Annotated in this window: 13 protein-coding genes and 1 rRNA gene; 6 read left to right on the top strand and 8 right to left on the bottom strand. The window is 58.4% G+C overall.

The window, feature by feature from the left end:
* Positions 1-83, top strand: a 5S ribosomal RNA gene (rrf, locus tag JJQ76_RS12505); the annotation flags it as partial.
* Positions 84-291: 208 nt separating this feature from the next.
* Positions 292-2,025 (top strand): CHASE domain-containing protein, encoded by a 1,734-nt coding sequence (locus JJQ76_RS12500; protein ID WP_210397187.1) that lies wholly within the window; start codon positions 292-294, stop codon positions 2,023-2,025.
* Here the strand turns inward: JJQ76_RS12500 and JJQ76_RS12495 are convergent, their stop codons facing one another.
* Positions 2,026-4,917, bottom strand: coding sequence for a DUF748 domain-containing protein (locus JJQ76_RS12495; protein WP_210397186.1), 2,892 nt, complete (start codon positions 4,915-4,917; stop codon positions 2,026-2,028).
* An 82-nt stretch (positions 4,918-4,999) separates the two neighbouring features.
* Between JJQ76_RS12495 and JJQ76_RS12490 the strand changes: the two genes are divergently transcribed.
* Positions 5,000-5,422, top strand: coding sequence for a heavy metal-responsive transcriptional regulator (locus JJQ76_RS12490; RefSeq protein WP_210397185.1), 423 nt, complete (start codon positions 5,000-5,002; stop codon positions 5,420-5,422).
* Here the strand turns inward: JJQ76_RS12490 and rpiA are convergent.
* Positions 5,419-6,096 (bottom strand): ribose-5-phosphate isomerase RpiA, encoded by a 678-nt coding sequence (rpiA, locus tag JJQ76_RS12485; RefSeq protein WP_210397184.1) that lies wholly within the window; start codon positions 6,094-6,096, stop codon positions 5,419-5,421. The two genes, JJQ76_RS12490 and rpiA, sit on opposite strands and share 4 nt — an antisense overlap.
* 138 nt (positions 6,097-6,234) lie before the next feature.
* Between rpiA and ilvA the strand changes: the two genes are divergently transcribed.
* Positions 6,235-7,749 carry a threonine ammonia-lyase, biosynthetic gene (gene ilvA, locus JJQ76_RS12480; protein WP_210397183.1) on the top strand — a complete coding sequence of 505 codons (1,515 nt, stop codon included), beginning with the start codon at positions 6,235-6,237 and terminating at the stop codon, positions 7,747-7,749.
* On the opposite strand, the gene JJQ76_RS12475 is transcribed toward ilvA, so the two are convergent.
* Positions 7,741-9,078 (bottom strand): ATP-binding protein, encoded by a 1,338-nt coding sequence (locus JJQ76_RS12475; RefSeq protein WP_210397182.1) that lies wholly within the window; start codon positions 9,076-9,078, stop codon positions 7,741-7,743. The two genes, ilvA and JJQ76_RS12475, sit on opposite strands and share 9 nt — an antisense overlap.
* Entirely contained in the window at positions 9,065-9,769 is a 705-nt protein-coding gene (locus JJQ76_RS12470; protein ID WP_210397181.1) for a response regulator transcription factor, read from the bottom strand. The genes JJQ76_RS12475 and JJQ76_RS12470 overlap by 14 nt, the downstream gene beginning before the upstream one ends.
* 140 nt (positions 9,770-9,909) lie before the next feature.
* Between JJQ76_RS12470 and JJQ76_RS12465 the strand changes: the two genes are divergently transcribed.
* Positions 9,910-10,389 (top strand): Spy/CpxP family protein refolding chaperone, encoded by a 480-nt coding sequence (locus JJQ76_RS12465; RefSeq protein WP_210397180.1) that lies wholly within the window; start codon positions 9,910-9,912, stop codon positions 10,387-10,389.
* Here the strand turns inward: JJQ76_RS12465 and JJQ76_RS12460 are convergent.
* Both JJQ76_RS12460 and JJQ76_RS12455 read right to left on the bottom strand, forming a co-directional pair.
* On the bottom strand, positions 10,383-10,886 hold the full coding sequence (locus tag JJQ76_RS12460; protein ID WP_246480672.1) for a hypothetical protein: 504 nt from the start codon (positions 10,884-10,886) through the stop codon (positions 10,383-10,385). The two genes, JJQ76_RS12465 and JJQ76_RS12460, sit on opposite strands and share 7 nt — an antisense overlap.
* A gap of 113 nt (positions 10,887-10,999) precedes the next feature.
* Positions 11,000-12,187 (bottom strand): NnrS family protein, encoded by a 1,188-nt coding sequence (locus JJQ76_RS12455; RefSeq protein ID WP_210397178.1) that lies wholly within the window; start codon positions 12,185-12,187, stop codon positions 11,000-11,002.
* A 165-nt stretch (positions 12,188-12,352) separates the two neighbouring features.
* Between JJQ76_RS12455 and JJQ76_RS12450 the strand changes: the two genes are divergently transcribed.
* Positions 12,353-12,721, top strand: a complete 369-nt coding sequence (locus tag JJQ76_RS12450) for a CGGC domain-containing protein (protein ID WP_210397177.1) — start codon at positions 12,353-12,355, stop codon at positions 12,719-12,721.
* A 127-nt stretch (positions 12,722-12,848) separates the two neighbouring features.
* Here JJQ76_RS12450 and JJQ76_RS12445 read toward each other — a convergent pair whose 3' ends face one another.
* Positions 12,849-13,463: a dioxygenase family protein gene (locus JJQ76_RS12445; RefSeq protein WP_210397176.1), complete on the bottom strand. Its 615-nt coding sequence runs from the start codon at positions 13,461-13,463 to the stop codon at positions 12,849-12,851.
* A 128-nt stretch (positions 13,464-13,591) separates the two neighbouring features.
* A complete protein-coding gene (gene sodB / locus JJQ76_RS12440; RefSeq protein ID WP_210397175.1) occupies positions 13,592-14,176 on the bottom strand; it encodes a superoxide dismutase [Fe] in 585 nt (194 codons plus the stop codon).
* Positions 14,177-14,203 lie beyond the last annotated feature (27 nt).

Here is a 14,203-nt window from a genome sequence, read left to right as displayed (position 1 = left end):
CCCATACCGAACTCCGAAGTGAAACGACTCAGCGCCGATGGTAGTGTGGGGCTTCCCCATGTGAGAGTAGGTCATCGCCAAGCGCCTAATACGAGAAGGCCCCAGTCATGCGACTGGGGCCTTTTTTTATCGCTGACGGTTGGTGTCGGTCCGGCACGGAGCCGCTCAGCGAGACTCGGGTGCGACCTTAGTTGTTGCATGGATAACACCTCCGGCCTAGTATGTTGAATTCATTCTGGTATTAGCGCACCTCGGTTGCTGTCTTTGGATATTAAAAGAAAAATCATAGGGTTGTCCGCCGCCTGGTCGGTGGTAACCTGTTTTTTCCTCGGGTTGTTGCTACTGCTTGATATCAGTGGGCATCGGGAGTCGTTGCAACTTGAAAGCAGCATCGTTTACGAATACACCTACGAACGGGCGCTGATTAACGAAGTCATTCTGCATAACTTTGTGGAACTGGTTGAAACCGATCTGAATAACTTCGAAGCGATTCGGCGTTATGCCAAGGATATGCGCGAGCATTACCCGCATGTGCTTCAGTTTCAGTTACTTCGCCGGGTGGAAGAGCGCCAGGTTGCGGCCTTCGAACAGGAGATGCGCGACCGCGGTTTTCCAGATTATCGTGTACACGGCTTTGAGCGAGGGGCTTCCGGGACCGAGCCTGGTGACGTACTCTATCCCGTGTTTTTCGTCGAGCCTTTGGACGCGCGTGGCGAGCGTCTGTTGGGATTAGACAGCTATTCGGTCGCCTCTAATCGCACGGCGCTGATTCAGGCCAGCTACTACTTGGACGTCTTTGCATCGGACCCCTATGCCCTCTCTGACGGCGAAGTAGGCTATCGCCTGTTTCACGCCACTGATCCGGCGCGCTCTGCCAACAAAGACAACCTGTCCTATGTCGTCACCTTGGTTATCAGGGCGAACGAGTTGCTGCCTCCCCTCCCTCACCTGAGCGAGGGTTTACGCGTCACTCTTTATGATGGAATGGGCAACGAACTGCTCCAGCGTCGCGATCGCAGCAGCGAAGATTGGGAAGGCCTGCTGCTGCCTGTTATCGCTGACCAGCGGACGATCAACCGTTTTGGTCAGGTGCTCGATGTTCTGGTGGAGAAACAGCTGCGCTGGTCAGAGATGAGCTGGCCATTCGGTTTGGTCGTGGTGCTGTTTTCGGTGTTCAGTTATTTCTTCACTCAGCAAAGCTATCTGCGTAAGAAAGATGCTGAGCGCGAACTGATCCGGGTTAACGAGAAGCTGCGTCTGGAGCGGGACTTGCTTGAAGACCGAGTGCAGGAGCGTACCTGGGAGCTGGTGAAGGCCAACTCCGAGCTTCGGCGTCAGGTAAAGGAAAACCGCAGTCTGACCCAGAAGATACTCAGTATTCAGGAGGAGGAGCGGCGTAATATTGCCCGCGAACTGCACGACGAGATGGGACAGTCGCTCACGGCTATTCGCACCGACTCCCATCTGCTGAAGAAGCTGACTAGCAAGGACAGCAAATCGCTGCTGCATCAGGCAGCTGCATCTATCGATGCCACAGCCCAGCGAATTTACGGGGTAACCTATGGCCTGATGCGTGCGTTACGACCTTCAGCGTTGGATGATTTGGGCCTGGTGGACGCGATCAAGGGGTGCGTGGCAACCTTTCACCTCGATTCGATCGGGGTGGAGTTGCATTTAAGCATCAAAGGGGCGCTCAACGAGCTGCCAGAAGATCTTAATATCAGTTGCTACCGGTTGGTACAGGAAGCTCTTAATAACTGCGTCAAACATGCAGAGGCGAGTAATATCTGGTTGAGGATTGAGCGCTTGGAGGACCCGGAGGATCGCCTGTTTATTTCCATCGAAGACGACGGCAAGGGGTTCGATTGGCGCAGCAATGCCACCGGTTTTGGCCTCATTGGCATGCGAGAGCGTGCGTTGGCGCAGGACGGCGACTTTAAGCTTCGCAGTTCGCCTGGCCAGGGTGCGCACATAGAGGTTAGCCTGCCGGTCGGGGATCAGGTGACGCCTGCCCATCTGGTTTGATTACAGGCCGATCTGTACCTGGGGCGGGTCCTCCCTGCTACCATCTGCCTGCGGAAGGCAACTGAACAAGCGACTGCCTTTCACGTCGTTTTCAGTGGTTAGGTGGCCTTTGACCTCCTCTCCACGAAGCTCGGCCAAGTTATACAACCAGGTCTGGCGCTGTTGCTCCGTCAGTATCTGCTCCACCGCGACCCCCTGCTTTTTGGCGATCGTCTCGCTCATGGCGGTGATGTAATGCTGGTCTTGGGCAACGGCGGTACCGCAAAGCTTCAGCTTCAGGCCCTTGCGTTCTTTCAGTAACAGGCTCAGCTTGCTCAGGTAATCCCGGTCGGTATCGTCGAGCTGGGTGGTGCCCGGATCGAACTCCACCGGTTCCAGCTTGATCGACGCGCCCTCCGCGGCATCCATCGCCATACGACCCAAACTAAGCAAGGCGCCGTAAGGTTGCAGAGTAAAGCTGAGATAACCCATGGCTCCCTCCTTGGCTATCTTGGCAAGCAGGATGTTGACTACGCTCTGGACCCCGAATTTGGGGTCGTCCAATGAGCCGCTGACCGGGATGTCGAGGGTTACGTTGTCGTCTTCGTCGGTCATGATGGAGACTGCCAGCTCCAAAGGCATACCCAGCTGTCCGTTGAATTGCTGGGCACTCTCTGCGTTACCTTGCTCGATATCAAAGCGGTTTAGCACCAGTCGGTTATTGCTGCTCAGGTTATTCTGACGCAGGGTTCCCGAGGTTGTCAGGTGCATTTGACCACTGCTGATTTGGTAGCCGGTGTGCAGGTTCATATAGGGGCTGAAAGGGGGCAGTTCGAGTTGATCGAGCGTGATCGTCCACTGGCCGTTTGCGTGTTCGCTGAACAGACTGTACTCCCCGTTGCCCTGCAGTGATCCAAAGCGGTTGATGTTGGCGTCGAAGCTAAAGGGGGTGATGGCTTCCGAGCGGGTATCGACGGCGCCGAGTTGGAACGCTTGCAGTGTCAACAGCATCGGGCGGTTGCCTTTAATCCGCTCATCCTTAACTTTGACGACCAGAGGGGCGTTGAGCGCAAAGCCTTCGAAACGGAACGGGTAGGGGGTACTTGAAGCCGTGGTTTCGTTGGACTCCGGTGGCGGGGCGAGGCTTTCGGCTTGCTGCGCGTCTTCCGAGCTTTTTGAACCGCTCATCTGTGTTACCCATTGTTGCCACAGATAGGGTTGTTTTTCGGCGTTAAGGAGCAGCTCCGTCTCCAGTTTACCCAGAGTAACGGTGCCCAATGCCGTGCTCTCGGCGCCCGCATTCAGGGTATCAATGCTCAAGTTTTCAATGGTAAGCAGTGGGCTCTCTTCGGTTAGACGAAGCCTGCTGAGATCGAAGGCCTTTGCGTTAAGACGATAGCTGCGATCTAGCTTGAACTGGGTCAGTTGTAGCCGTCCGAGCTGCAGTTGCGAAGGCGCTTCTGTGAGTGTGATGTCGATCTGTTTCAGCTCCAGGTCTCCGCCAAGCTGGCTAAGGCCCGGGGTGTCTAGACGGGCTTGCAGGTCACCTTGCCAGCGTTGCGTTTCACCGGTAACGCGGTAGGGTGGTTGGCGGATGTTGGTACCATTCAACATCAACTCGCCACTGAAACTGAGTGATTGGGTGATATCGGTGGCCATAGTGCCCTCAACGACCGCTCCCTGTTGGGTCAGGGTCAGCTCGCCTTGATTCAGTTGCAGCTGGGCTACCTCGAGTCTGCCATCGGTGTTCACGGCGCCCAGCCCCTGCTCGCTGAGTTGCTGGCTGCTCTCGCCTTGCCAGGTGAGCCTATCGCTGGTGACGGCGATGTCTTGCTGGCGGAATGCGAAGTTGGCCAGGGACAGCTCGGCTTGCTGGGTCAGACTCAGAGTGCTGCCGGAGGCGGCTGAATCGAGGGTTAAATCAAGCTCAAGGTCAGTGTTCAAGGCGAGTGCGGGAGCGTCACTGTGATCGCTGGCCTGCTCTAGTGAAAACTGCTTCAGCTTGAGCGTGCCGTCGGTATGGGCGACCTCTAGTTGGCCCTCTTCGAGCTGTAGCTGTGAACGACCTTGCCAATGCCCTTCCGGCAGTTTAATTCGGGTTCCCGACTGTTGGATATCGACCTTCTCAAGGGTTAAATTGCCCTGGGTTTTAACGATGATACGGTTGTCTTCCCGGCGGCTGAAACTCACCTCCAGTTTGGTACTGAGAGTCGCCTGCTGATCGGGCTGCCACAAGGCCAAGAGCGGGCCCAGAGGGAGTGAGTCGATCAGGATCTGAGACGTTGCGGTGGGTTCGCTGGCCAACGGTGTGGTGTCGGTGTCGATGGTCAAGCGGTGCCCGTTCAGCGCGCCATCGAGGTGGAGCTCGCTGAGCTTATCCGGTGCCCACTGATACAACGATGGCAACGCCAGTTTGTCCAAGCGTAGATGGTGCGATAGTTGCTGGTAGGTCAAGCGGAGGTCGATGTCCTGCAAGTTGACCTGGCTAATGCCCCAACGCCACGATGTTGCCGTTTCCGCTTGGGAAGCGTCGTTGCTATCGGCGGCCAGCGGAAGCAACAACGGACCGATGCGCCAGCGCCCGTGTTGTTCAACAATCGGTAACTGCACGCCATCGAGCCTGAGTTCGGTGAGGTGCAAGTGACGGGCACTCAGATCGGTATAGCCGAAGTCAGCAATCAGCTCATCAACGACCAGTTGCGGCTGCCCCGGCGTATCGGCGCGTAACCCTTTGAGAGTGAAGCGGCCGTTCCACAGGTTGAGGTGGAATACCCGCACATCGACTCGATCAGCGCCCAGGTCACGAAGCTGTGCTTGCAACAGCAGGCGACCGACCAGCGAGGGCATTACGGTGATCAGAGCGACTAGCAGAACAACTGCCCATACCGTCAGGCGCAGGGTTCGAGAGCCCATAAAGAGAGGTCCGGATCGGGTTGGTTAATAAAAGTCATAGATCAATAATAGAGGCTTCTCTGACAAGATTCCGTGGTGAGCTATGAGTGGTATCAAAATTGGCGAGGTTGCCCGCCGCAGCGGATTAACAGTAGAAGCCATTCGCTACTATGAACAGCGAGGCTTGTTGCCGGAACCCGGTCGCAGTGCTTCGGGTTATCGATTATACGCACCAGCAGTAGTGGAGCGGCTGGCATTTATCGGACGAGCTAAGGGGTTGGGGTTTTCGCTTCAAGAGATAGGTGAGCTGCTGGATCTGCAGCTGCAACCGGGTGCGGACCGCGGCACGGTCAAAGAGTTGGTCGAAGAGAAGTTGGCGTTGGTACGCTCCAAGATCGCCGAACTGCAGCAACTGGATGCGGTATTGGGCCGGCTGTCCGAGAGCTGTGACGGGCATGGCTCGGTGGAGGCATGCCCGATCATTCATTTCTTGCAGGACGGTAGCTGCGATAGTGGCCGTGACTAGGATTCGTTTTTCAGAGTAACGACGCCGTTGGCTGTGCCCATCAATACCACGTCGGCCGGACGTGCTGCGAACAGGCCGTTACAGACGACGCCGACAATGTTGTTGATCTTCTCTTCCAGCGCCACGGCGGCGTCAATTTCCAGATTATGGATATCCAGAATCTGGTTACCGTTGTCAGTGACAAAACCTTCGCGATAGACCGGCTGGGCGTCGAGTTTGAACAGTTCGCGGGCAACATAGCTGCGGGCCATGGGGATCACTTCGACGGGCAGCGGGAATTCACCCAGGATATCGACCTTTTTGGTGTCGTCGACGATACAGATAAAGGTCTTGGCCACCGCCGCCACGATCTTCTCGCGGGTAAGTGCCCCGCCGCCGCCCTTGATCAGCTGCAGCCGTTGGTTGAACTCGTCGGCGCCATCGACGTAGTAGTCGAGCTGGTTCACCCCGTTAAGGTCGTAGACCGGGATGCCGTGGCTTTTTAGGCGTTCGGCGGTGGCTTCGGAGCTGGCCACCGCACCGTCGAACAGGTGCTTGACCTTGGCCAGTTCGTCGATGAAGAAGTTGGCAGTGGAGCCGGTGCCCACGCCGACAATGCTGTCGCTTTCAAGCTTGGCTGTAATCAGCTCGACGGCGGCGACGGCCACGGCTTGCTTCATCTGATCCTGGTTCATGACGACCTCTGTGGAGTCCGGTGGGGATTGGCAGCGATTATACCTGCGCTCGGGCCGGTCTTGTAGACGTAGTGGGGTGTGGGCATTACTATATTGCGTCCAATTTTCAGCCAGTTTATGGCCCTGTCGGAACCGATCATGCCTCATCAGTACATCAAAAAGATTCTTCAGGCCCGCGTCTACGATGTCGCCCGTGAAACGCCATTGGATCTGGCGCCGGCGATTAGCAAGCGGTTGGGGAACCGGGTGCTGTTGAAGCGTGAGGACCTGCAGCCGGTGTTTTCGTTCAAGCTGCGTGGTGCCTATAACAAAATGGCACAATTAAGTGCGGACGAGCGAGCCTGCGGCGTGGTGACCGCCTCGGCCGGCAACCATGCGCAGGGGGTGGCGCTGTCAGCGGCGACGCTGGGCATGAAGGCGACCATCGTGATGCCCAAGACCACGCCGGATATCAAGGTCAACGCGGTACGGGCTCGTGGCGGCAAGGTGGTGCTGCACGGCGACACTTTCGACGAGGCGTCCAAGTATTCGCGCCAATTGGTCGAGGAGAAGGGGATGGTGTACGTCCACCCCTATGATGATGTCGACGTGATCGCCGGCCAGGGCACTATCGGTATGGAGATCCTGCGCCAGGAGAGCGGCCCTATCCATGCAGTGTTTGTACCGGTGGGCGGCGGCGGTTTGATCGCCGGGATTTCGGTTTTCGTCAAATATTTGCGTCCCGAGATCAAGGTGATCGGAGTCGAATATGAAGACTCCGCCTGCCTTAAGGCGGCGATGGAGGCCAACGAACGGGTGATCCTGTCTCAGGTCGGGTTGTTTGCCGACGGCACCGCCGTGGCGCAGATTGGCGAGAATACCTTTGATGTCTGCCGCAACTACGTCGATGAGGTGATTACCGTCAATACCGACGAAATCTGTGCCGCGGTGAAAGATATCTTTGACGATACCCGTTCCATCACCGAGCCCTCCGGCGCGCTGGGGCTGGCCGGGCTGAAAAAGTATGTCGCACGCGAAGGGCTTGAAGAGAAAACCCTGATCGCCATCGACAGCGGTGCCAACGTCAATTTTGATCGGCTGCGCCATGTGGCCGAGCGGGCTGAAATCGGCGAACAGCGCGAGGCACTGATTGCCGTAAAAATCCCCGAGAAACCTGGCAGTTTCAAGCAGTTCTGCAAGGCGCTGGGGCGGCGCATGATTACCGAGTTCAACTACCGTTACGCCGATGATGCGGAAGCAGTGGTGTTTGCCGGGGTCCAGATTCAGCCGGACGTCAGCGCCCGCGCCGAGCTGGTCGACGGGTTGCGCGCAGCGGGCTATGAGGTGGTGGACCTCAGCGAAGACGAGATGGCCAAAATCCATATTCGCTACATGGTCGGTGGCCATGCGCCGCAGGCGGTGAACGAGGTGCTGTACCGGTTCGAATTTCCGGAGCGCCCCGGGGCGCTGATGAACTTTCTTACCAAGCTGGGCGGGCGCTGGAACATCTCCATGTTCCACTACCGTAACCACGGCGCCGCGTACGGACGGGTATTGGTCGCCCTGCAGGTAGAGACCGACGACAAAGCCTTGCTGGAAGGCTATCTGACCGAGATCGGTTATAGCTTCTGGGAAGAGACCGATAACCCCGCGTATCAGCTGTTCTTAAGCTGATTGCAGCGGCAGCGCCAAGGTGACCAACAGGCCACCCTCGGCGCGGTTGGCGGCGCTGATCCGGCCGCCATGCTGCTGCAGCGCTCGTGCGGCTATCGCCAGTCCCAGCCCCCAGCCGCCAGCATCTCGTGAACGCGCTTCATCGGCGCGGACGAAAGGTTCAAATATCTGCTGCAGCAGCGACTCATCGATTCCCGGCCCCTGATCGGCTACCTGGATAACGGCTTCAGAGGTGTTGGAACTCAGGCGGACCTCGACCTCACCATCGCTGTATTTGAGCGCGTTGCGAATCACGTTTTCCAGCGCACGGCCGAGCTGGCGTTCGTCGGCAAGCACAGACAGAGATGGCGGCCCCTGGTAGCACACCCGGGGGTGCTCAAAGCGGGCATTGTCGACCTGTGTCTGCACCAGTGTCGCCAGGTCGACCGCGGCGCGAGGGGGGGCTGTGGTTTCGGCGTTGAGTCTTACCAGAACCAGGATCTCTTCGATCAGCTCATCCAGCAGCTGGGCCTCGCGCTCAATGCGATCCAGCTCGGCATGGGGGTCCGCCTTGCGTCGGGCCAACTCCAGCGCAACACGCTGTCGTGCCAGCGGGGTGCGCAGTTCATGGGAGACGTCGCGCAGCAGTTGCTGCTGCCCTTGCAGCAGTCGTTGCAGGCGCTCTGCCATGCGGTCAAAGTCGCGGCCCAGATCGCCCAGTTCGTCCTGACGCCGGTTCAACGGTGCCCCGACCCGCGTATCCAGTGCGCCGTCCGCCAACTGGCGACTGGCGCTGCGCAGGCGTTCGATCGGTTGGGTCAGGTAGCGCGCCATACCATAGGCCAGTAGCGCCACCAGCAGCACTGACAGAGCGATGCGCCAGGCAATGGTGAATCCGGCGAACAGTGGGTCTTGGAGCTGGCGTGGGTTGAAGATCACCAAGGTGTAATCCTGATCCCCAAACCGGGTTTGCCAGAGCAGCGGTCGCTGCGGACGATGATGATGTCTTTGCCAGCCGAAACGGGGCTCCTCCGGGGGGCGGTCGAGGCGAGAAAACCAGCGCCCACGGCTGTCGCCGGTGAGGCTGCTACCATTGGCGTCGAGCAAGGCGGTGCGCAATTCCGTCCGGCGGTTAAGCTCCCGGCGCCACTCCCGCACTGCGGCCGCGCCGCCGTTATCGTAAGCGGCCGCCGCTTGTTGGGCGTAGCGCTCAAGCAGCTCGGCCTGGCGTCCGCTGGACTCGAACTGTTCGGTTACCAGCCAGGTGGTGGCCATATTGGCCAGTAGCAGGCCCATCATCATCAACCAGAAGCCAAAGAACAGGCGCCAAAACAGGCTACGAATCCGCATCCGTCGCCCCTTTAATCAGCATGTAGCCGCTACCGCGCACCGTGCGGATCTCGACGGCGTCTGGATGCGCGGGGCCAAGCTTGCGTCGCAGGTTGCTCAGATGCATGTCGATGCTGCGATCAAAAGGTCCCAAGCGGCGGTTGAGCGCTTGCCGCATCAGGTTGTCGCGGGTAACCAGTTTGCCTTGCTGCTCCATCAGCAGCCGGAGAATCACGAATTCGGTATGGGTCAGCTCCAGGTTTTGATCATCAAACCCAGCACGCAGGGTATCGGTATCGATCCACAGGCCGTTGATGGTCAGCAGGGCCGAGGCCTCGGGTTGTTGTTCCAGACTGACCCGGCGCAAGTTGGCGTTGATGCGGGCGACCAACTCGCGCGGACTGCAGGGTTTGGGTAGGTAATCGTCGGCGCCGACTTCAAGGCCGATGATCCGGTCCACCTCTTCGCCCCGGGCAGACATCATAAGCACCGGCAGACGGTGCTGTCGGCGGACCTGTTTGAGGGTATCGAAGCCGTTCAGCCCCGGCATCATGACGTCCAGCACCATCAGGTCGTAATGCTGCTGCTCCAGCCGGGCAAGAGCTGTGGTGCCGTCATGGACGCAGTCGGCATCAAAGCCCTCCAGCTGCAGGTACTCGGCCAGCATGCGGCTGAGTTCGATGTCATCGTCGACCAAAAGAATCTGTTTCATAACCCCTCGCTACCTGCCTGTATTCTACAACCGCCCGCGCTGCCCGGGGCGTCTTTACCAATCCTTTACAGAGCGCTGACGTTGCTTTGCATGATCGCCCATAGACTGAATACTGAAAACAGCGAGTGGAGGCTAAGGTCATGAAAAAGTTAATCGGAGTAACCATCGGTGCGCTACTGGTCAGTGGTGCCGTCTGGGCTGCCGGCCCTGGCGGCTGGGGCAATTGTGATCAGGATGGCAAAGGCTTTGGCCCGGGACGCATGCACGATGCGTCACGCGGCGGCTATCCGGAGCGGATGCTGAATCACATGAGCAATGCGTTGTCGCTCAGCGGTGAGCAGCAGGCGCAGATTGAGGCGCTGCTGGCCGAGCGCGGTGACCCCCGCGACGGTATGCGTAGCTTCCGTGATCAGATGCGCGACCTTGATCCGGGCAATCCGGATTACGTGGCTCAAGTGGAAGCGCTGGCCGAACAGCAGTCGCAACAGATGGCGTCACGGATGGTTGAGCATGCCAAACTGCATGCCGATATCTATGCGGTGTTAACAACGGAGCAGCAGCAACAATTTGCTGAAATGCGCCAGCAGCGCGGCTGGATGGGTCGTGGCCACCGTCACTGACGGGGGGCGGGCATCTGCGGCGAGTGGGCGAACGAATCGTCGGTGAAGGCCTGCAGGGTGAAGATCGCCAGCGAGACGATCCCCCAGGCCAGGCCGACGACGACGCCAATATCAACAATACCCCGCCAGGGTTGCGTCAGCATCGACACCAATTGCACCAGCACGATGATACCCAGCGTCAGGCAGAAGGTGACGATCTGGCGGCGGCGCTCGATATCGAAAAAACCCATACAGAATAGCGGCGCCAACAAGGTGCGCAGCAGGGTGGGGTGTTGGTGTAAAAAGGCGATACGTGCGGCTACCCGCGGGGAGAAGCCGCGTTGAAATCCTTTGTAACCCTCGCTGTGGGCCATGAACGCGACCCATACCAGTAGCGCCAGCCAGTGGTACCAGGACAGCGGGTGACTGAAGGTTTCCAGCCCGATCAGGCCAAGGCGGTAGACGGCCCAGCCCAGGATCGCCAGCGTTCCCCCGAGGCCCCATGCGGCAGCGAACATTCCCAACACCGGTGTCTCTCTCCGTGTTTCAGGCGTAGCAAAAAGGTCGGCCATTATAGCCGACCCTCTCTACTTTGACGATCTGCCCGCGCAGGAATTCCGTTGGTGTTGGCTCAGCCGGGTCGGCCGTCGATGCGTGGGCGAGCCAGTATCGGGGTATAGGGGATAACGAAGCCGAAAAAAGCCAGCATCCAGCCCAGCGCCGACAGACCCAGCAGCGGATCGGCCCAGGCGGGTGCCAGTGAGGCCAGCACTCGCACGGGTGCCATGGCCGCGATCAGGATAATGGCGAACACGGTCAGCTTTGGCAGTTCCAACGGGCGACCGGTATGCCCGAGCGCTACCCGTCCCATCATCCCCAGCGTGATCAGGCCGATCCCCCCCACCGTAAAGGCGTGGGTAGGCGCCAGCGGCGAAACCCATTGCCACAAGGCTGCTGCTTTCAGCAGAAAGCCGATGCCGATCCAGGCGTAGGCAACATGCAGCACCCAGATGATCGGCCGAGCCCAGATCCGGCGGTCATACCAGCCGGAAAGGCGGATTAGCTGGACCAGACCGGCTACCAGCGCCAGCGGTGCCAGCAAGAGGGGGGGGAGGGCAAACAGGTCACCTAGCAGGGTGGCGATCACCAGTGCAATGGCCAAAAACTCTACCCAGGGGCGAATCTTCGGTTCCATCGCCGGCAGCGGATTGCGGGTGAAAAATGGGATTACCCGGCCGCCCATCACCACGATCACCAGAATCACCAGGCTAAGCCCGGCTTGCAGCCCGGCGGCACCCAGTTTGCCCTCGCCCAGTGCCTGTTGGTGCATCAGCAGGTTGGCGCCGGTCAGGGCTGCCAGAATCACCAGAAAAGCCATATTGCGCAGCTTACCGGCACGAATCAGGGCCGGCGCCAGCGCGACCATCACCGCGGGCAAAAAGGCGCAGTCGATGGCCGCTGTCAGCCAGTCGGGTTGACCCAGATCGAGGCTGACCAAGATCCGGCCTGCCAGCCAGATCAGCACCAGCACCCCCAGCTTCCAGCCGGTGGGCATTGGCTGGCCGGTCCAGTTGCGCACGGCGGTGAGCAGAAAGCCGGCGATCACCGCCACCGCATAGCCAAACAGCATCTCGTGGCCGTGCCAGCCCACGGGCGCGAAGTGGTCATTGAGGGGAAGCGGGCCGTAGTAATGCGGCAACCAAACTGCTATCAACGCGATAGCGGCGATCCCGGCGAGCAGAAAGAAGGGGCGAAAGCCGAGAAACAGCAGCGCGTTGCGATCTGGCGGAATGGGGGCGGAGCGATCAATCTGGAGCATGACTACATCGGTGGGTCAGTGAATGTGGCAAGCAGCATAGCGCAGATCGCTCGAATCACCTTGATGCAAGTCATTTCCGACTGTTTGACTTGGTTAAGCGGGGCTGGACGGAATCTGGCAGGTGGTGATAATAGCCCTACGTGAAACAGGGTGAAGAGGCCGGTTATGGGCGACAAGATTCTGGTGGTGGGCTGCAAGAAAACCATGGACGATACCTGCATCGGTTGCTCCCGCTGCCTGGTTGGTTTTAATCGCCGGGTGGGTGCTTTTGCCGATCTTGGCGACGATGCCGAGATGATCGGCCTGATGCACTGCGGTGACTGCCCTGGTGCGTCAGTGGTGCATCGGTTGACCCAGATGGCGCTGTGGAACAAACCGATGGCGGAGCAACCGACGCGGGTGCATATCGCCAGTTGCATAACCGATCATTGCCCCTATCAGCGCAAGCTTTGCGCCAAGATCGAAGCCACCAGCGGCGCTCCGGTGGTGCGGGGTGCCCACCCGTTCAAACCGCAGGCGCTGTTTACCTCTTGAGGTGGCGCTCTCTAGGGAGCGTTTGCAGTTAGCCCCTTACCGGACAGTGGGTAGAAAGATCACTAGAGATGGAGAACCAAGATCCGTGAGAGCCTGGCTCTAAAGCGGGCATTGATAAGTTCTCGGGTCAAATTATCAAGTCAATCGTTGCCATCGGTTCATCAGCGGAATCGAAGTTGAGGTGAACCCGTTCTCGCTCAGATTTTGGAATATGCCTGTATAGCCCATCGCGCTCGTTTAATGGATGGTTGGGAAGAAAAAGTTGGGTGGTCAGACGATCCTTACCTTGATACCAAACCTTTGCGTGAATATGCGGGCATCGTCCGGGGTAGGGCACTGGTTTAATCGTCCGAAACTGGTAGCGGCCTTCTGCGTCGGTGATGGCGTGACCAAAGCCTTGGAAACTTTGGTCACGCGTTTGCCAATACGGCTCTCCGTCATGTATGTAGCGTCCATTCACATCACACTGCCAAATCTCTACCCTCGCGTTCTTCAAGGGTCGCAGCGATCTATCTAAAACCCTGCCAGATACGATTACAATTTCACCACCAGCAGCACGTACCGCGCCGCTGATCTTCACTAAATCACTATCGGTATCGGGATAACGCATTTTTGGTGTGGGATAGAAAGGGCCCTCACCATAAACAGGGGTCGGTTGCCCGGAACGTGCCAACGAGGAGAAAGGGAGCAGCAGCGCAGATAACAGGAATTGGCGGCGAGATGGTTTAGTTAGATTGTTCATGATTATTCAGAGCAGATGAGTTGGGCTTAGTTCAATTGAAGGCCATGATAGGCGCCTGATCTCTGCCGCCTTTCCAGCCGGCACAAAAAAGGCCCCTTAAAGGGGCCTTTTTGGTATCAACCGCGGGCTTACTTGGCCAGATTCTCGTTAACAAAGTCCCAGTTAACCAGTGCCCAGAACGCTTCCATATAGTTGGGGCGCAGGTTGCGGTAGTCGATGTAGTAGGCGTGCTCCCACAGGTCAACGGTCAGCAGCGGGGTCTGGCCTTCGGTCAGCGGGCAGCCGGCATTGCTGGTGTTGACGATCGCCAGTGAACCGTCGGCGTTTTTCACCAGCCAGGTCCAGCTGGAACCGAAGTTGTTGATGGCGCTGTCGGTGAACTTGGCTTTGAACTCGTCAAACGAGCCGAAAGCGTTGTTGACGGCATCAGCCACCGCGCCCGTTGCCGCACCGCCACCGTTGGGGGAGAGGCAGTGCCAATAGAAGGTGTGGTTCCAGATCTGGGCGGCGTTATTGAATACACCGCCGGCTGGCGCCGAGGTGATGATCTCTTCCAGGCTCTTGCCTTCGTATTCGGTGCCGGGTACGAGTCCGTTCAGTTTAACCACGTAGGTGTTGTGGTGCTTGCCGTGGTGGTAGTCCAGGGTCTCGGAAGAGATGTGGGGTTCCAGCGCATCTTTTGCGTAGGGCAGAGGAGGAAGTTCGAAGCTCATGATGTGTACCTGTTTCTATCCTGTTAC

Origin of the sequence: Motiliproteus sediminis (genome assembly GCF_017912535.1) — a bacterium.
In the GTDB taxonomy this organism is placed as follows: domain Bacteria; phylum Pseudomonadota; class Gammaproteobacteria; order Pseudomonadales; family Balneatricaceae; genus Motiliproteus; species Motiliproteus sediminis.
The sequence above is the reverse complement of the archived record's forward strand: the minus strand, read 5'-3'. Positions and strand labels throughout refer to the sequence as shown.